16 protein-coding genes are annotated in these 17,840 nt (G+C 70.9%); 5 read left to right on the forward strand and 11 right to left on the reverse strand.

Annotation, left to right across the window (positions count from 1 at the left end; genetic code table 11):
• Nucleotides 1-43: 43 nt before the first annotated feature.
• Nucleotides 44-574 carry a GNAT family N-acetyltransferase gene (locus ACIBHY_RS15700; RefSeq protein WP_397242818.1) on the reverse strand — a complete coding sequence of 177 codons (531 nt, stop codon included), beginning with the start codon at nt 572-574 and terminating at the stop codon, nt 44-46.
• A gap of 163 nt (nt 575-737) precedes the next feature.
• Between ACIBHY_RS15700 and ACIBHY_RS15705 the strand changes: the two genes are divergently transcribed.
• Together ACIBHY_RS15705 and ACIBHY_RS15710 are read left to right on the forward strand one after the other, a co-directional pair.
• Nucleotides 738-2,459, forward strand: a complete 1,722-nt coding sequence (locus ACIBHY_RS15705; protein WP_397242816.1) for an ABC transporter ATP-binding protein — start codon at nt 738-740, stop codon at nt 2,457-2,459.
• Nucleotides 2,456-4,279: an ABC transporter ATP-binding protein gene (locus ACIBHY_RS15710; protein ID WP_397242814.1), complete on the forward strand. Its 1,824-nt coding sequence runs from the start codon at nt 2,456-2,458 to the stop codon at nt 4,277-4,279. Before ACIBHY_RS15705 ends, ACIBHY_RS15710 begins: the two co-directional genes overlap by 4 nt.
• 72 nt (nt 4,280-4,351) lie before the next feature.
• Here the strand turns inward: ACIBHY_RS15710 and ACIBHY_RS15715 are convergent, their stop codons facing one another.
• Complete coding sequence (locus ACIBHY_RS15715; protein ID WP_397242812.1) at nt 4,352-4,654, reverse strand: hypothetical protein; 303 nt, start codon at nt 4,652-4,654, stop codon at nt 4,352-4,354.
• Nucleotides 4,655-4,755: 101 nt separating this feature from the next.
• Here ACIBHY_RS15715 and ACIBHY_RS15720 point away from each other — a divergent pair, with 101 nt between their 5' ends.
• Nucleotides 4,756-8,664 carry a tetratricopeptide repeat protein gene (locus ACIBHY_RS15720; protein ID WP_397306988.1) on the forward strand — a complete coding sequence of 1,303 codons (3,909 nt, stop codon included), beginning with the start codon at nt 4,756-4,758 and terminating at the stop codon, nt 8,662-8,664.
• Here ACIBHY_RS15720 and ACIBHY_RS15725 read toward each other — a convergent pair.
• Nucleotides 8,657-8,980, reverse strand: coding sequence for a DUF202 domain-containing protein (locus ACIBHY_RS15725; RefSeq protein WP_379618789.1), 324 nt, complete (start codon nt 8,978-8,980; stop codon nt 8,657-8,659). The genes ACIBHY_RS15720 and ACIBHY_RS15725 overlap by 8 nt on opposite strands.
• Before the next feature lie 2 nt (nt 8,981-8,982).
• Entirely contained in the window at nt 8,983-9,309 is a 327-nt protein-coding gene (locus tag ACIBHY_RS15730) for a YidH family protein (protein WP_379618787.1), read from the reverse strand.
• A 50-nt stretch (nt 9,310-9,359) separates the two neighbouring features.
• Here ACIBHY_RS15730 and ACIBHY_RS15735 point away from each other — a divergent pair, with 50 nt between their 5' ends.
• On the forward strand, nt 9,360-10,283 hold the full coding sequence (locus tag ACIBHY_RS15735; RefSeq protein WP_397242808.1) for a DUF3500 domain-containing protein: 924 nt from the start codon (nt 9,360-9,362) through the stop codon (nt 10,281-10,283).
• 73 nt (nt 10,284-10,356) lie between these two features.
• Here ACIBHY_RS15735 and ACIBHY_RS15740 read toward each other — a convergent pair whose 3' ends face one another.
• From ACIBHY_RS15740 to ACIBHY_RS15770, 7 genes are read right to left on the reverse strand one after another with little or no spacing between them, the layout of a single operon-like run.
• Complete coding sequence (locus ACIBHY_RS15740; protein ID WP_184962838.1) at nt 10,357-10,734, reverse strand: hypothetical protein; 378 nt, start codon at nt 10,732-10,734, stop codon at nt 10,357-10,359.
• A 40-nt stretch (nt 10,735-10,774) separates the two neighbouring features.
• The gene (locus ACIBHY_RS15745) at nt 10,775-12,061 is read right to left on the reverse strand and encodes an ABC transporter substrate-binding protein (protein ID WP_397242806.1); all 1,287 of its coding nucleotides are present in this window, start codon (nt 12,059-12,061) and stop codon (nt 10,775-10,777) included.
• 14 nt (nt 12,062-12,075) lie between these two features.
• Nucleotides 12,076-13,239 carry a branched-chain amino acid ABC transporter permease gene (locus ACIBHY_RS15750; protein WP_397306990.1) on the reverse strand — a complete coding sequence of 388 codons (1,164 nt, stop codon included), beginning with the start codon at nt 13,237-13,239 and terminating at the stop codon, nt 12,076-12,078.
• On the reverse strand, nt 13,236-14,123 hold the full coding sequence (locus ACIBHY_RS15755) for a branched-chain amino acid ABC transporter permease (protein ID WP_379618779.1): 888 nt from the start codon (nt 14,121-14,123) through the stop codon (nt 13,236-13,238). Before ACIBHY_RS15755 ends, ACIBHY_RS15750 begins: the two co-directional genes overlap by 4 nt.
• Complete coding sequence (locus ACIBHY_RS15760) at nt 14,120-15,934, reverse strand: AMP-dependent synthetase/ligase (RefSeq protein ID WP_397306991.1); 1,815 nt, start codon at nt 15,932-15,934, stop codon at nt 14,120-14,122. The genes ACIBHY_RS15755 and ACIBHY_RS15760 overlap by 4 nt, the downstream gene beginning before the upstream one ends.
• Entirely contained in the window at nt 15,931-16,695 is a 765-nt protein-coding gene (locus ACIBHY_RS15765) for an ABC transporter ATP-binding protein (RefSeq protein ID WP_397242800.1), read from the reverse strand. The genes ACIBHY_RS15760 and ACIBHY_RS15765 overlap by 4 nt, the downstream gene beginning before the upstream one ends.
• A complete protein-coding gene (locus ACIBHY_RS15770) occupies nt 16,683-17,459 on the reverse strand; it encodes an ABC transporter ATP-binding protein (protein ID WP_397242798.1) in 777 nt (258 codons plus the stop codon). Before ACIBHY_RS15770 ends, ACIBHY_RS15765 begins: the two co-directional genes overlap by 13 nt.
• A gap of 107 nt (nt 17,460-17,566) precedes the next feature.
• Between ACIBHY_RS15770 and ACIBHY_RS15775 the strand changes: the two genes are divergently transcribed.
• Nucleotides 17,567-17,824 (forward strand): UBP-type zinc finger domain-containing protein, encoded by a 258-nt coding sequence (locus ACIBHY_RS15775; protein ID WP_379618771.1) that lies wholly within the window; start codon nt 17,567-17,569, stop codon nt 17,822-17,824.
• Nucleotides 17,825-17,840 lie beyond the last annotated feature (16 nt).

Raw genomic sequence — 17,840 nt, forward strand, 5'->3', positions numbered from 1 at the left:
CGCGCGCCCGCCGCGCGACGCGCCGCCTTGACCGATTCCCTGCCTAATCGGGGCGGCGGCGACAGTGCCGGTGCCCGTCGTTCGGGAACGGCGGCTCGGCCGGGAGAATCTCCTCGAACAGGTAGCCCGTCTTCTCCGCCACCCTGCAGGAGGCGAGGTTGTCGACCTGGTGGAGCAGCTCCAGCGACGCCAAGGCTGGATAGGTGGCGAACGCCCAGGCGGTCAGTGACTCCACGGCCCGCGGCGCCACTCCCCTGCCGCGGGCGGGCGCCGCCGTCCAGTAGCCGACCTCGCCGGTGTCACCCTGCGGGTCGGTGCGCTTCATGACCACGTTGCCCAGAAGCGCGTCCTTCCCCTCCTCCCGTACGGCGAAGCTCATCCGCTCCCCGCTCTCCCAGCCTTGGTGCTGAAGGTCCAGCCAGTGCCGCCCGTCGTCGTCGGTCACGATGGGGTGAAGCGTCCACTTGCGCAGCTCGGGATCCCGGTACGCGCTCACCAGCGCGGCCAGGTCGTCGTCTCGCCAGGGACGGAGGAAAAGGACGGGGGACGCTTCAGCGTTCACGATGACGGTCACGCGCGACATTGGACCACGCGCACGTCCGCCACGACGATTTAGGGCCCGACCGAAACCAGCCCCGGCCAAAAATGGGTTGATCGGTCGGGTTAGCATTGATTGAGTGCCTCCCGATACCACAACTTCCCGCCGTCCTGTGCTGTCTACCAACTCCCTCTGGCGGATGAAGGGCTACCTCCGCCCTTACATCGGCAAACTCGTCTTCATCTGGCTGGTCGCCCTCCTCGGCATCGGGGCCAGCATCACGCTCCCCCTCATCGGGAAAGAAGTCATCGACGGGCCCGTGGCCCACGGTGACCAGGGGGCGCTCCTTCCGCTCGGGCTCCTGGCGCTCGGCGTCGGCGTCATCGAAGCACTCCTCACCTTCCTCCGCCGCTGGGCCCAGGTCGGGCCGGTCCTCGGGCTGGAGACCCGCATCCGGGACAACCTCTACCGGCACCTCCAGCGGCTGCCGATGGCCTTCCACAACGAATGGCAGTCCGGCCAGCTGTTGTCACGTGCCACGACGGACCTGTCGGCGATCCGGCGCTTCCTCGGCTTCGGGATGCTCTTCCTCGTCATGAACATCCTGCAGCTGACGACCGTCACCATCGTGCTGCTCAACATGTACTGGCCGCTCGGGCTGCTGGTCGCCGGGTCGGCGGTGCCGATCGTGGTGGTGTCGCTGCGGTTCGAGAAGCGCTACATCCTCATCTCCCGCCGGGTCCAGGACGAGCAGGGCGACCTCGCCACGCTCGTCGAGGAGTCGGCCATCGGCATCCGGACGATCAAGGCGTTCGGCCGCCGGCACCACGTCTTCGACTCCTTCGACGACTCCGCGCGCAAGGTGTACGGGACCTCCATGGAGAAGGTGCGCCACTCCGCGCGCTTCTTCACCTTCCTCGAGGTCATCCCCAACTTCACGCTCGCGCTCGTCCTGCTGCTCGGCGCGCTCGCGGTGGGCGGCGGCGACCTGTCGCTGGGCACGCTGGTCGCCTTCACCACGCTGATGCTGCAGCTCGTCTGGCCGATCGCCAGCCTCGGCTACATCCTGGCCATGTCCCAGGAGGCCATGACCGCCGCCGACCGCGTCATGGAGGTCATGGACACCGTCCCGGCGATCCAGGACGGCGCGGACACGGCCCGGGAACCACGCGGCCACCTGCGTTTCGAAGGCGTGGAGTACCGCTTCCCCGGCGCGGAGAGCCCCGTGCTCGACGACCTCTGGCTGGAGGTACGGCCCGGCGAGACCGTGGCCGTCGTCGGCGCGACCGGCTCCGGCAAGACGACGCTGACCTCTCTGGTCCCCCGCCTGCTCGACCCGACCCGCGGCCGGGTCACGATCGACGGCCACGACGTGCGCGAGCTGGAGCTGGGCTCGCTGCGGCAGATCGTGGCGACCGCGTTCGAGGAGCCGACGCTGTTCTCGATGAGCGTCAGGGAGAACCTCACGCTCGGCCACCTCGACTCCTCCGAGGAGGAGCTGGAAGCGGCGATCCGCACCGCGCAGGCGCAGTTCGTCTACGACCTGCCCTGGGGGCTCGACACCCGGATCGGCGAGCAGGGCATGTCGTTGTCGGGCGGGCAGCGGCAGCGGCTGGCGCTGGCGCGGGCCGTACTGAGCAAGCCGAGGATCCTCGTCCTGGACGACACGCTCTCGGCGCTCGACGTCGAGACGGAGGCGCTCGTGGAGGAGGCGCTGCGGCGGGTGCTGCGCGACGCGACCGGCATCGTCGTGGCGCACCGCGCCTCGACCGTGCTGCTGGCCGACAAGGTGGCGCTGCTGCGCGGCGGCACGATCACGCACGTCGGCACCCACCACGAACTGCTGGAGGCGGTGCCCGAGTACCGGGAACTGCTGGCCCAGGACGCCGACCTCGACCCCTCGGAAGGAGCGCTGCGATGACCACGCCGGCCAAGGCCTGGCGAGGCGTGGCCTCCGAGGAGCAGGACGAGCTCGACGACAAGGTCTCGGTGTTGCTGCGGGAGCGCTCCCGAAAGCTCCTAGGTGACCTGCTGAAACCGCACAAGAAGCAGATCGCGGCGCTGACCGCGATCATCGTCGTCTCCAACCTGGCGGGCTTGGCGATCCCGTACCTGGTGAAGGTGGGCATCGACGAGGGCATCCCGCCGATGCTCAAGGGCACCGGGACCGGCACGCTGCTGACCGTGGTCGGCGTGATCCTGGCCGCCGCCGCGACCCAGGCGCTCACCCGGCAGGCGTTCCTGAAGCTGTCGGGGCGCATCGGCCAGGACATCCTGCTGGAGCTGCGCCGGCGCGTGTTCGACCACTTCCAGCGGCTGTCGCTGTCCTTCCACGAGAAGTACACCTCGGGCCGGGTCATCTCGCGGCTGACCTCCGACATCGAGGCGATCGCCGAACTGCTGCAGTCGGGCTTCGACGGCCTGGTCACGGCGGTGCTGACGATGTTCGGCACGGCGGCGCTGCTGATCGTCCTGGACGTGCACCTCGGCCTGCTCGCGCTGATCCCACTGCCGCTGCTGCTGCTGTTCACCCGGTGGTTCCGCAGGCAGTCGGCGATCGTCTACCGGCGCACCCGCGAGACGGTCGCGCTGGTCATCGTGCACTTCGTCGAGTCGATGACCGGCATCCGCGCGGTCCAGGCCTTCCGCCGCGAGCACCGCAACCAGGAGATCTTCAAGCAGCTCAACGCCGACTACCGCGACGCCAACGCGCGCAGCATGCAGCTACTCGCGATCTTCATGCCGGGCATCAAGCTCATCGGCAACGTGACCGTCGCCGGCGTGCTCATGTACGGCGGCTGGCTGGCCCTGCACCAGGAGGTCACGGTCGGCGTGCTGGCGGCGTTCCTGCTCTACCTGCGCCAGTTCTACGAGCCGATGCAGGAGATCAGCCAGTTCTACAACACGCTGCAGTCGGCGGGCGCGGCGCTGGAGAAGCTGTCCGGCGTGCTGGAGGAGCAGCCCGCGGTGCCCGAGCCGCGCAAGCCGGCCCCGCTGGAGAGCGCCAGGGGCAAGGTGCGCTTCGAGGACGTGCGCTTCGCCTACACCGAGGAGATGCCGATCCTGCCGAGGCTGGACCTGACGATCCCGGCCGGGCAGAGCGTGGCGCTGGTCGGGGCGACGGGCGCGGGCAAGACGACGCTGGCCAAGCTGATCTCCCGCTTCTACGACCCGGCCGAGGGGCGCGTCCTGCTCGACGGCGTCGACCTCACGATGCTGGACGAGCCGACGCTGCGCCGCGCGGTGGTCATGGTGACCCAGGAGAACTTCCTGTTCTCCGGCACGGTCGCCGACAACATCCGCTTCGGCCGGCCGGGCGCCTCCGACCGCGAGGTGCGCGAGGCGGCCAAGGCGATCGGCGCGCACGAGTTCATCAGCGGGCTGCCCGACGGCTACGACACCGAGGTGGGCAAGCGCGGCGGGCGCATGTCCGCCGGTCAGCGGCAGCTGGTCGCGTTCGCGCGGGCGTTCCTGGCCGACCCGGCGGTGCTCATCCTGGACGAGGCGACCTCGTCACTGGACGTGCCGAGCGAGCGGCTGGTCCAGCGGGCGTTGCGCACGATCCTGGCCGACCGTACGGCGCTGATCATCGCGCACCGGCTGTCGACGGTGGAGATCGCCGACCGGGTGCTGGTGATGGAGCGCGGCGAGATCGTCGAGGACGGACATCCCGACGAGCTCATCGCCGCCTCCGGCCGCTTCGCCGGGCTGCACAGAGCCTGGCTGGAGAGCCTCAGCTGACCGTTTCCCGGAGGGGCGCGAGGCCCCTCCGGGATTCCCCTTCGCGGCGGGGTCCAAGATCTTCGTCAGGATTCAGAGCAGCCGTGGCCGTACCGGGCTCAGCAGAGCCGTCTCGTCGGTGGCCACCGGCTGCGCGGCCAGCCGCGCCTCCGGGTGGCGGGCGAGATAGCCCTCGGGGAAGGTCGTGGTCTGCTGCCCGCCGCAATGGGGGCAGACCGCGGCGCTCGACGGCGGCGGGACGAGCACGCCCGAGCGGACCCACACCTCCCTTTCGTTACCATGGCGGTCGTCGACCGATCGCACGAGGTAGTCCTCTTCCCAGACATGCCAGCATCCCCGGCACTCGAACGGCACGCTCCTGCGCTGTTCTTCCATGAGGTCACCCCCTCTCTTCGAGTGTCCGCCCGGCTTGCGCATGCCCGCAAGCGGGGTAGAAACATCGGCACGGACCCGGTAACCCCCCACCTGGAGCGGCAGTGGCGCGTCAGATCTTCGTAGGCCGTACGGAAGAGCAGGAGCGCTTCGCCTCGCTGCTGAGCGCGTTGCGCGATCCGGGGGACGGACCCGACGAGGGCTTCGCCGTTCTCGTGCACGGCCACGGCGGCATGGGCAAGAGCACGCTGGTCAACCGCTACGTGGACATGGCCGCGGCGGCGGGGCTGCGCGGGGTGCTGGTGGACCTCGACGCCGAGCAGGTGCAGGACCTCGACCAGGCGGTGGGCCTGTGGCGGGCCAGCCTGGTGAGCACGCTGGAGCGGATCGCGTTCGAGCTGTGCCCGCCGGGCGAGCGGCGGCAGGGCCGCGCGGCGGGCAAGGAGTTCGAGGACTTCGTCGCCGCCGTGGACGCGCTCGGGGAGAGCGACCAGGACGCGCCGGAGGGCGATGAGGCCGACTCCGGCGCCCGCGCCTGGACCAAGGGCGCGCTGGAGCTCGGCGGGGAACTGGTCGGCGACGCGCTGTTCGGCGTGCCGCTGCCGACCAGCCCGCTGGACCGGATGGTCGACCGCGGCGCCGACGCGCTGCACCGCCGCAAGCAGCAGAAGGCCGAGCGGCAGGCCAGGGAGCAGGCCCGGGTGGCGCGGATGCGCGACCAGGTGGTGTCCGCGTTCGCGGCGGGGCTGCGCGGCCTGACCGGCGGGCGTAAGGGCTCGCCCATCGCGATCTTCCTGGACACGGCGGAACTGCTGCGCCCGGCCGACCACCGGCGGCTGCGCGAGGCGATACGCCTGTCCGGGCCCGGCGTCGTCTGGGTGATCGCCATGCGGCTGGAGGAGGAGCTGAGCCCGACCGAGGGCAACGAGGCCTCCCTCTACCAGCGCGAGCTGCCCGGCACCCGCTTCCGCCGCATCCTCATGGAGGTCTTCGACATGGGGACGCTCGCCGAGTACCTGGACCGCCGCCTCGGCCCGGTGGCCGACGACCTGCCGGTGGAGCGGATCTGGCGGGCCAGCAGGGGCATCCCGCTGGCGGTGTCGATGTTGTGCCACGAGATCGAGAGCACCGGCGACGTGGAGGACGCGCTGGCCGAGATCGGCGAGAACGGCGAGGTCTCCTTCGTCATCAGGACGCTGGCCGAGCGCTATCTCAAGCACACCCACGACCCGCTGGAGCGCATGCTGCTGTTCGGCATGGCCCTGCACCGCTCGGAGCGCCTGGACGCCTCGCTGCTGTCGGCGCTGTGGGACGTCGGCGAGCCGCTGGCCTTCGCCCGCATCATGGACGAGCTGGTGCGCCGGCACGACTTCATCCTGACCAGGACCCGGCGCCTGCACCAGGCGGTCCGATCGACGTTCCGCTCGTTCCTGCTCGGGCCGCAGGATCGCTACACCGTGCTGGAGGCCAATCGCCGCGCCATCGAAGTCCTGTGCGAACGGCTGGCCGGCCAGGACGGCCTGGACGGCACCGAGCGCCTGGACGACCGGGCCTGGCGGGAGAACGTCGAGACGCTGCTGTGGCACGCGTTCTGGACCGACAACGTGGACGGCCTGCGGCTGATGGCCAGGCTCTTCCCGATCTGCGTCCTGGACCGCGGCTTCGCCGGCGACCTGCTGCTCACCGCGCGCTTCTTCGAGCCCGTGCTGACGCCCGACCAGCGCGAGCACCTGGACACCATGCAGGACATGCTCAGGCCCGGCTTCACCCCCTACCAGAAGACGCTGGAGCGCACGTTCGCGCTGATGGACAGCGCCCGCTCCGACTACAGCCCGGTCGAGGGCGAGATCCGGGCGGGCCTGGTCGACCTGCTGCGGCTGCGGCACGCCCGCTGGCTGTCGCTCGACACCGGCGCGCGGATCGTGCTGACCGAGCGGGCCGCCGCGCTCCTGGCCGGGTCGTCGCCCGCCGCGCTGGAGCAGGTCGCCCAGGCCGCGATGGAGATCGCCCGCGACCTGGTCGACCCGGCCAACCTGCGCCGTTCGCCGTCGAACGACGCGCTGCGCGCGGCCGAGCTGGCCACCAGGTACGCGCCGGACGCGGCCGACGCCTGGCGCCACCTCGGGCTGACCGCGCTGGCCCTGGGCGAGCAGTCACGGGCGGAGGAGGCCTTCTCCACCGCGGTCAGGCTCGCCGCCGACCCGGCGTCGCTGGCGATGGGACTCGGCCACGACATCACCGCCCTCGGCTACCAGGGGCTGGCGCTCGGCTTCTACCGCGAGGCCGCCGAGCTCAAGCCCGGCGACGAGGGCGCCTGGACCCAGCTCGGCCTGGCCCTGCGCCAGTACGGCAGGTACGCCGAGGCCATCCAGGCGTTCGAGGCGGCCAGGAACGATGACGGGGAACGCTTCTGGCCGGCGCTGCACATCTGGAACTCCTACCACCTGTCCGGCCCCAGGGTCCTGGAGCTGGAGCACCGGGGGCGGGCCAGGAGCATCCTGGCCGAGCAGCTCGAACACGCGCCGGAGGACCCGAGCTTCCTCGACTGGTCGTGCCTGCTGGCCGAGGCGTCGGAGGAGCACGAGCAGGCGCTGGCCCTGGCCGACCGGCTGACCCGGGTACGCCCCGACAACCCCGACACCCACACCTACCGGGGCAACGCCCTGCTGGCCCTCGGCCGGATGGAGGAGGCGGAGGCGGCGTACCGGCTGGTGGTGGAGCTCGATCCCGAGGACTTCAGCGCCTACGGCCGGCTCGGGTCGGTGCTCGCGCAGCTCGACCGGCCGCAGGAGGCGCGGCGGCAGTGGCGGCTCGGGCTGCGCATCCTGCAGGCGGAGGTGGAGCGCAATCCGGGGTCGGGCCCGATGTACGAGTGGCTGGGGGCGCTGCACTCCAACCTCGAAGAGCATGAGGCGGCGGCGCGCGCCTACCAGCGGGTGATCGAGATCGGGCGCACGATGTTCATCGGCAAGCAGCTGGCCGACACCCTGCACGCCCTGGACCGGCCGCAGGAGGCGGAGGCGGCGTACCGGATGGCGATCGAGATGGACGCCGGCAACCCCTACGCCTACGAGGGTCTGGGGTACGTGCTGCGCGACCTCGATCGGCACGCGGAGGCGGTCGTCGCCTGGAGCACGGCCGCCGAGCTGACCGAGCGGCGGCTGGAGAGGCGGCCGGACTCCTCGGGGCTGCACTATCTGGCGGGCGTCCTGCACGCGTGCCTGCGCGACGCCGGCGCCTCGGCCAGGTCGCTGGAGGAGGCGGTGCGCCTGGATCCTGAGCACGCCGCGGCGTACCTGGAGCTGGGCAACGCCTACTTCGCGCTCGGCGACAACGGGGCCGCCGAGAGCGCCTACCGGGCGGCGGTCAGGATCTCCCCCGACTACGCCAGGGCCTACTACCTGCTCGGCGGGCACCTGACGGCGTTGTGCCGGCTGGAGGAGGCGGCTCAGGTCTACCGGCAGGGGCTGCGGGCCGGTCCCGACCATTCCGGGATCAAGGCGGGGCTGGCGGTGGTACACGCCATGTCGGGCGAGGCGGCGGAGATCAGCGAGGCGGACGCGGCGAACGCCGACCACCTGGACTGCGCCATGGTCGAGCTGATGCGCGGCGCCCCGGACGCGGCCCGCGCCCACCTGGAGCTGGCGCACGCGGCGGAGCGGGACGGCTACCGGGGCTACAGCGTCCGGCTGGGCGTGATGTTGCGCAGGTCCGACCCGGAGCGGGCGGAGCGGCTGCTGGTCCAGGCCGCCGAGCCGAACCCGGCGCACACCGGCAGCGAGAAGGACCGCCACGTGCGGGCGCTGGCGCTGGCCTGCCTGGGCCGCACCGACGAGGCGGTGCGGGAGCTGGAGCCGCTGCGCGGGCGGGAACGGGCGGATGGCTATTTCCGCTGCTTCTGGGATCTGCTGGACGATCCGCCGGTCCCGGGGCGCTACCGGCTGCTGTCTCTGCTGGACGATCTGGGGCGCAGGGAATTCCCCGACGGGTGGCGTACGCGGAGCCTCAGCTGAGGACGAAGAAGATCGCCCCGCCCACCACGCAGAGGGTGCCCAGCCAGGCGAACAGCACGTCGAGGCCGGCGTCCAGGGGCACGCCTTCGTGCAGGGCGCGCTGGTGGCTGCGGAAGCGGGCCCCGGTCCTGGCCAGCAGGACGCCACCGCTCAGGGCGGCCAGGGCGAAGCCGGCCACGGCGGCCGGGGGCAGTCCCGCCCGCAGGGTGAGCCCGGCCGCCGCGAGGCCGCCGGTGGAGAGGGCGACGGCGGTCCGTACCCAGGCCAGGCGCGTGCGTTCGCTCTGCAGCCCGGGGTCCCAGATCTCCTTCGACATGGTCAGATCGCGAGAACGATGAGCACCAGGGCGATGACGGCCACGGCGGCGACGCCGTACCCGAAGACGGCGGCGAGGGCGGGCGGCGGCAGGGGAGACTGATCGCGAAGGGCGCGCTGGATGTTACGCCAGCGCGGGTAGGCCATGCCCGCGGCGAGCGCGGCCAGGGCGACGAGCATGATGGCCAGGCTGGTGCGGATCCAGGGGACGAAGACGTCTTCCGGCACGGCGGCCATCGCCACGCCGCCCGCGCTCAATGCCAAAGCGGTGCTCAACCACGTCAAAAAGGTACGTTCATTTGCCAGGGTGAACCTGGGGTCGGGCTCCATAGAATCACCATAATTCGTACATACAACCCCTAGAGAAGGCGGGAATCACCATGACCGCACAGGCCATGGCGGCCGTCGCCGGGGAGTTCCTCGACGCCCTGGACGAGGACCAACGGGGGCTCGCGGCGCACGACTTCGCCGACCCGCTGCGCGTGCAGTGGACGTACGTGCCCGCGTGGCGGCCGGGCGTTCCGCTGCTCGGGCTGGGCAGGAGCGCCCGCAACGCCGCCCACCGCCTGCTGGCCACCGCGCTCGCCCCGCACGCCTTCGCGCAGGCCGTGACGGTGATGGCGCTGGAAGAGGTGCTCGACCTGCGCGAGGAGGGCCGGGGCAGGCGCCACAGCGACGACTACCATCTCGCGCTCTTCGGCTCGCCCGGCGCGCCCCGCTGGAGCTGGCGCTTCGAGGGCCACCACGTCTCGGTGACCGCCACGGTCAGCGGGGACGAGGTGGAGGTGGCGCCGCTGTTCCTGGGCGCCAACCCGGCCGTGATCACCTACGAGGGCGTCGCGGTCACCCGCCCGCTGCCACTGGAGGAGGAGCTCGCGCGGGCACTGCTCGCCGACCTGCCCGCCGCCCACCGCGCGGCGGCCCTCATCGCCGGTACGGCCCCGCCCGACATCCTCACCGGCACCGCCATCGCCACCGACCCCCTGGACCCGCCGGGCGTGCGCGGCGCGGAGCTGGCGGGCTCGGCGGCGGCGCTGCTGGGCAAGCTGGCCTCGGTCTACGTCGACCGCCTGGCGCCCGCGCTACGTGTACCGGTGGAGCCGGGCAAGCTGGCCTTCGCCTGGGCCGGACCGGCCGGGCGCGGCCTGGGCCACTACTACCGCATCCAGGGCCCCGGCCTGCTCATCGAGTACGACAACACCCAGAACGGCGCCAACCACGCCCACTCGGTGCTGCGTCGTCCCGGCGCCGACTTCGGGGCCGCGCTGCTGCCCGCGCACCTGGCCGCGGAACACGACGGGTGACGGCGGCAACCGCGCGGGCCGTGGCGTGGGCCGTCAGGCTCACGCCATCGGAGGGCCCGCGCGGGCGCAGCGGCTAGGAACAGGCCTTGGCGATCTTCTCCAGGTAGGCCGCGGTGTCGGCGGTCACCTTCTGCGCGGAGTCGACGGCGTCGTTGGCGGTCTTGACGTTGATGTTGCCCAGCGACGTGGCCAGGCTGTCGGTGGCTTCCTTGAGCGTGGTGTTGGAGGCCTTGTCGGCCACGCCGTTCAGCTTGGTCGCGGCGTCGTCGATGGCCTTGTCCATCGCCTTCGGATCGTTGGTGAACTTGCCGACCTCGGCCACCAGGTCGGCGACGATCTTCGGCGCCTCCAGGCACGCCTGGGCCTTGTCGATGGTGCTGTTGACCTCGCCGCACCCGGCGAGGAAGACGGCAGAGGCGAAAAGGGCTAGGGGCACAAACCGGAGTCGCATACCTGCGACCCTACCCAACGGCTCGCGCCCCCGGCGGCGGCTACAGCTTGGCGTAGCAAGGACCGTCCATGGCGTGGGCCTGGGCGGTCGGGCCGATGAAGAAGTCCTTGACCGTGGTGACACCGGTGGGAGCGGTCTCATCGAGCTTGTTGACGAGCGTCTGGCGGAAGGTGGCGGTGTTCGGGTCGCCGGAGAAGTTGCCCGCCTCCGGCGGCAGCATGCCCTCGTAGTCCACGGTCGCGAGCGTCTTGACCGCGGCCAGCAGGCCCTTGCGGCTGATGTCGCCCGAGGCCACCATCTTCTCCAGCGCCGCCTTCAGCGGGTAGGACCAGACCCAGCCGGAGGTATAGCCGTCGTTGGGGGTGACGCCGGTGAGCGCCTCGCGCATGGCCTTGTGGCCGGGCGTGTCGGCGTTGAAGGGCTTGCCGGGCGACGACTGCTCGTACAGGGCCTTGAGCGCGGGCGCGGCGGGCGACTTGAGCAGCGCGGGGTTCCACGTCGGGCCGGTGCCGATGAAGCGGCCCTTGAACCCGGCGGCGGCCGACTGGCCGACGATGGCGGCGGCGTCGGCGGGGCCGGTGGTGAGGATGACCAGGTCGGGCTTGTTCTTGGTGATCTCGGTGATGGCCCGGCCCTGCTCGGTGGCGCCGGGCGGCGTCTCGACGGCGGTGAACGTCAGCCCGTTCTTCTCCGCCGCGACCTTCGCGCCCGCGGCGGCGTCGGCTCCGTAGTCCCCGGCCAGGTGGACGGCCATCACGGTCTTGGGCTTGTAGGTCTCCATCGCGTAGTCGACGGAGTTCATGGCCTCGACGCAGTAGTTGGCGCCGCTCTCGACGATCACGTCCTCGAACTCCCACGCCGAGGTCCAGGAGGCCGGTGCGGAGACGACGTTGTTGGCCTTCAGGTCGCCGATGATCGCCGCGGTCGTGGGTGAGCCGAGCGTCTGCGCCAGGCCCAGGACCTTGTCCTTGATCTCGTTGTAGACCTGCCGGTGCACCTCGGGGTTGTACTTGTTGTCGCGCACGTAGGCCTGCACGTCCACCTCGTACGTGCCGCCGATGCCGCCGGCGGTGTTGACGCGCTTCCAGAACGCCTTCTGCGCATCGGTGATCGGTACGGCCAGCGCCGCGAACGGCCCCTGGGTCAGGTCGGAGATCGTGCCCAGGTAGATGCAGCCCTTGTTCTTGTCGACGGCCAGCGGACACGGTTCCCGGGTGACGCCGGTCGTCACGGCGCCCTTGCTGCCCTCGTCGTCCCCCCGGATGACGCCGCACGCGGACAGAAGGGCCACTATCGCGACGAACGTCACGCCATAGCGCACCTTCATCAGTTTTCCTCTCACTAGTAGGAGAACGGCCAGGACTTCCAGTAGGCGCGCACGCGGATCCAGATGCCGAACAGCCCGCGCGGCTCGAAGACGAGGAACAAGATGATCAGCAGGCCGTAGAGCACGGTCTCGACCTGGAACACGTTGGGCGTGACCGTGGTGTCGGCGCTGACGATCGGCAGCAGTTCCGGCAGCGACCGGGTGATCGGCTGCAGCAGCGAGATGAACAGCGCCCCCGCGATGGCCCCGGACACCGTCGCCACCCCGCCGATGAGCACCATCGCGATGAACTGCACCGACAGCAGCAGGCTGAACGAACCGGGCTCCACGTACCCGGAGATGCTGTAGAACAGCGCCCCGGCGCACCCGGCGTAGAAGGAGGAGACCCCGAAGGCCAGCACCTTGTAGCGGGTCAGCGGCACGCCGATGACCGCGGCGGCGATGTCCCGGTCGCGGATGGCCGAGAAGGCGCGCCCGATCCGCGAGCGGGCGAGATTGCGGGCGGCCACCGCGAAGGCGATCAGCAGCACGAGCATGAGCACGTAGAGCTGCTGCTCCTTGGTGGCGGCGCCGTCCTGGTCGAGGGGGAGGCCGAAGAGCTGGGGCACCGCCGCCTCCCGCCCCACGCCGGGGCCGCCGGTCAGGTGGTCCCACTCCTTGAAGACGTGCTCGCCGAGAAAGACCAGCCCGAGCGTGACGACGGCCAGGTAGAGCCCGCGCAGCCGGGTGGCCAGCGGCGCGACCAGCACGCCGAACAGCGCGGCGACCAGCCCGGCGGCCGGCAGCCAGATCCAGATCTCGGCCAGGCCGAACCCCAGGTGCTCGCCGCCGCGCGGCCCGGAGACCGCCGCCGCCGTGTACGCCCCGATGGCCACGAAGAACGCGTGCCCCAGCGACACCTGCCCGGCGTACCCGGTGACGATGTTGAGCCCGATCGCCCCGATGGCCAGCACGTACGCCCCCGCCAGCACCTCCAGCGACCGGTCGGCCAGCACCACGGACAGCGACAGCGCGAGCAGCACCAGCAGCCCGGTCCAGACCTTCTTGGCCCGGGTGTCGAGCAGCGCCATGTCCTGGGCGTAGGAGGTGTAGAGCAGCGGGCGCCCGCGCGGGCGGCGCGATCGCCCGGCCGGGGTGCCGGGCGCCTCCGCCTTGGCGGTGGACCTGGTGTCGGTCATACGCGCTCGACCTCCCGGGTGCCGAACAGCCCGTACGGCCGCACCAGCAGCACGACCAGCATCACCACGTACGGCGTGACCACCGCGAAGTTCTGTCCCAGCCACGGCGCGAACTCGCCCTGGTAGCTCTGGAACAGCGACTCGACCACCCCGATCGTCAGCCCGCCCGCGACCGCGCCGCCGAGCGAGTCGAGGCCGCCGACGATGATGGCCGGCAGCGCCTTGAGCGCGACGATCCAGGTCAGCTGCTCCACGCCCTGACCGGTGCCGACGAACATGCCGGCGATCGCGGCCAGGAACCCGGCCAGGGCCCACGACAGCGCGAACACCGCTCCGACCGAGACCCCCTGCGCGAGCGCGGTCTCCTGGTCGAAGGCGGCGGCCCGCATGGCCAGGCCGTACCTGGTGTGGCGGAAGAACAGGAACAGCAGCGTGACCAGCACGGCCGTCACGGCGAGCATGGCCAGCCACCGCTGCTGCACGACCAGCGGGCCGAGCGCGACCTGGTTCAGGCCCCACGGGTCGCCCATCTGCCGCACGTCGCGGCCGATGAAGCCGTTGACGACCACGCGGACGACCACGTCCACGCCCAGCGTGATGATCGCGACGACGAACACCGGGCGGCCGACCATGGGCCGGATCGCCACCCGCTCGATGCCGAGCGCGACCCCGGCGATGAGCAGCGCGGCCAGCAGGACCGCGAGGTAGAAGCCGGTCACCTCGGTCAGGTAGCTGACCGCCACGGCCCCGGCCAGCATGAGCGCGGGCTGGGCAAAGCTGATGACCCTGGTCGCCTTGTAGATGATCACGAATCCGAGTGCCAGCAACGCGTAGACCGAGCCGTTGCCCAGTCCCCTGATGACCGATTCGAGCACTCCTATCACGCGCGGTACATCCCTTCGACCAGCTCCTCGAACAGCTTGGCGATGGCGCTGCGCTTGACCTTCTGCGTGGCGGTCAGCTCGCCGTCCTCGTGGTCGAGCTCCTTGGGCAGGAACGCGAACTTCTTGACCTGCTCGACCCGGGCGAAGCGCTCGTTGACCCGCAGGACGACGTCCTGGACCAGCGCCCGCGTCTGCGGCCGCTCGGACAGGTCGCGGTAGGTCGTGTAGGCGATGCCGCGCCGGCGCGCCCACTCCCCGACGGTGTCGAGTTCGATGCCGATGAGCGCCACGAGGTAGGGCCGCTGGTCGCCGATGACGACCGCCTCCTTGATGTACGGCGAGGCCTTCAGCGCGTTCTCGATCTCGGAGGGCGCGACGTTCTTGCCGCCGCCGGTGATGATGATGTCCTTCATCCGGTCGGTGATGCGCACGTGGGTGCCGCCGTCCCACTCCCCCACGTCGCCGGTGTGCAGCCAGCCGTCGGCGTCGAGCACGTCGGCCGTGGCGCGCGGGTTGCGCCAGTAGCCGGCGAAGGTGCCCGGGTGCCTGGTCATGATCTCGCCGGTGGCCTCGTCGATCTTCAGCTCGATGCCGGCCTGCGGCTCGCCGACGGTGCCGAGCCTGACCCGGCCGGGACGGTTGGCGGTGGCGATGGCGGTGTTCTCGCTCATGCCGTACACCTCGTGCATGGCCACGCCGACGCCCATGTAGAACTTGAGCACGTCGGGGGCGATCGGGGCGGCGCCGGAGGCGGCGTAGCGGACGCGGCGCATGCCGAGCCGCTCGCGCAGCGAGCGGTAGCAGAACACCCAGCCCAGCGCGTAGAGCAGACGGGTGGCGGCGGTGTGGGTGCCGCCGGTGCGCACCAGCGTGTCGCCGACCCGGTCGGCGATCCGCAGCCAGAGCCTCGTCACGGCGCGTTTGAGCGGAGAGGCGGCGTCGAGCTTGATGTTGACCTGGGCCAGCACCTTCTCCCAGATGCGCGGGACGCCGAACAGGATCGTCGGCTGCACCTCGCGCAGGTTGGCCTGGACGGTCTCGATCGACTCGGCGAAGTTCACCTGGACGCCGGCGCCGGCGTTGAACCAGACGGTGAAGGCGCGCTCGGCGACGTGGCAGAGCGGCAGGTAGGACAGGATGAGGTCGCGCTCCGACGGTGGCGGCGAGGTGAAGCCGCCGTCCTCGACGAGCGTCTTGATCGCGAACTCGATGTTGCCGACGGTGAGCATGACGCCCTTGGGCGGGCCGGTGGTGCCGGAGGTGTAGATGAGGGTGGCCACGTCGCCGGCCGTCGCCTCGTCCATCCGGCGGGCCAGCGCGTCCGGGTGCTCGGCGCGGTGGGCGGCGCCGATGGCCAGCAGGTCGGGCCAGTGGAGCAGTCGCGGGTCGTCGTACCTGCCGCGGATGCCGCGGGGCTCCAGGTAGACGATGCGCTCCAGGTCCTCGATGTCCAGCGCCTTGTCGAGCTGCTCCTGGTCCTCGGCCAGCAGGATGCGGGCGCCGGAGTCGGCCAGCAGGTACGCGACCTCGGCCGGCGGGTTGGTCGGGTAGAGGCCGACGGTGATTCCGCGCACGGCGACCGTGGCCAGGTCGGCGTAGAGCCATTCCGGGCGGTTCTCGGAGTGGACGGCGACCCGGTCGCCCGGCTCGACTCCGAGGGCCAGCAGGGCGTGCGCGACGAGCTCGACCCGGCTCCAGTAGCCGGACCAGGTGATCTCCTGCCAGACGCCGAAGTCCTTGTGCCGCAGGGCGACGACGCCGGGCGTGCGCGCGGCCCGGTCCTGGACCCGGGTGACGATGGTCGGCCTCACGCGGTCCCTCCCAGATACGCCTCGATGACCTTGGGGTCGCGCTGCACCTCGGCGGGCGTGCCGAGGGCCACCTGGCGGCCGAAGTCGAGCACGAGCACCCGGTCGGCCAGGTCCATGACCAGGCCCATGTCGTGGTCGACCAGCACGATCGGGATGCCGAGCTCGTCGCGGATGTCCAGGACGAACCTGGCCATGTCCTCGGTCTCCTCCAGGTTCATTCCGGCGACGGGCTCGTCGAGCAGCAGCAGCCTGGGCTCCATCGCCAGCGCGCGGCCGAGCTCCACCCGCTTCTGGATCCCGTACGGCAGCAGCCGCACCGGATGCCGGCGCCAGGCGGCCAGCTCCAGGAAGTCGATGATGTCCTCGATCCTGGCTCTGGCCTCCAGCTCCTGCCTTCTGGCCCGGCCGAACCAGGCGATGGCCGACAGCGTGCCGTACCGGAAGTGGCAGTGGCGGCCGAGCATGAGGTTGTCCAGGACGGTGAGGTTGTGGAAGAGCTCGACGTTCTGGAAGGTGCGGGCCAGGCCCATCGCGGCGATCTCGTCGGGGCGCCGGCCGAGGAGTTCGGTCTCCAGGAAGACGACCTTGCCGCGCTGGGGCCGGTAGACGCCGGACAGGACGTTGAAGATCGAGGTCTTGCCGGCGCCGTTGGGGCCGATCACCGCGAACAGCTCGGTGGGACCGACCTCGAAGGAGACGCCGTCGATGGCGCGGACGCCGGCGAAGGACAGGCCGACGTCCTCCACGCTCAGGACAGCCATCGCTTCCTCCGTTTGTAGTGCTTGACCTCGCGGAAGGACCTGGCCGCGCCCTCGGCGCCGAGCCCGAGGTAGAACTCCCTGATGTCCTCGTCGGCCAGCAGTTCGGCGGCCGGCTTGTCCATCACGATCTTTCCGGTCTCCATCACGTAGCCGTGGGCGGCGATCGACAGCGCCATGGTGGCGTTCTGCTCGACCAGCAGGACGGTGGTGCCCTGCTTGTTGATCTCGACGATGAGGTCGCGGATCTGGGCGACGAGCGACGGGGCCAGGCCGAGGCTGGGCTCGTCCAGGAGCAGGTACGCCGGTCCCGCCATGAGCGCGCGGCCGACGGCCAGCATCTGCTGCTCGCCGCCGGACAGGTAGCCGGAGACGCTCCTGCGGCGTTCGGCCAGCACGGGGAACAGGCCGTAGACCCGGTCGAGGTGGGATCGCGCCGCGGTGTGGCCGCCGACCTTGAGGTTCTCCTCCACGGTCAGCTCGGCCAGGATGCGGCGGCCCTCCATGACCTGGCTGAGGCCGCGCCGTACGATCTGGGCGGGTTTGAGGTGGTGGATCGGCTGGCCTTCAAGGGTGACCGTCCCTTTGGTGATCTCTCCGTCGTGCACGTCCAGCAGGCCGGACAGCGCGCGCAGCAGGGTCGTCTTGCCGGCGCCGTTGGCGCCCAGGAGCGCCACGATCGAGCCGGGCGGGACGCTCAGGCTGACGCCGCGCAGGACGAGCATCACGTCGTCGTAGATCACCTCGAGGTTGCGGACCTCAAGCACGAGGGCTCCCTTCGCCGCCCCCGATTAGCAAAGAGTCCACTGGACCAAGCGCTCGATCAATAGGTGCGGCCAAATTGGAATGTGCTTCTAGTCCTACGATTTCGCTTATGGCAATCTGCGAACATCTTTCCAACGCCGGCGACCCGCCCGCGCGTACGCCCGAGGGCTGCGAGGAGTGCCTGGCGACCGGTGGCCGCTGGGTGCACCTGAGGCGCTGCCTGTCGTGCGGACATATCGGCTGCTGTGACTCCTCACCGTCCCGGCACGCCAGCAAGCACGCCGGGGGCGACGGCCACCCGGTCATCCAGTCCTTCGAGCCCGGCGAGAGCTGGCGGTGGTGCTACGTCGACAACCAGATGGGCTGAGCGCGCATCTAACCGC

The sequence above is a fragment of the Nonomuraea sp. NPDC050547 genome (assembly GCF_044457345.1).
Classification (GTDB): domain Bacteria; phylum Actinomycetota; class Actinomycetes; order Streptosporangiales; family Streptosporangiaceae; genus Nonomuraea.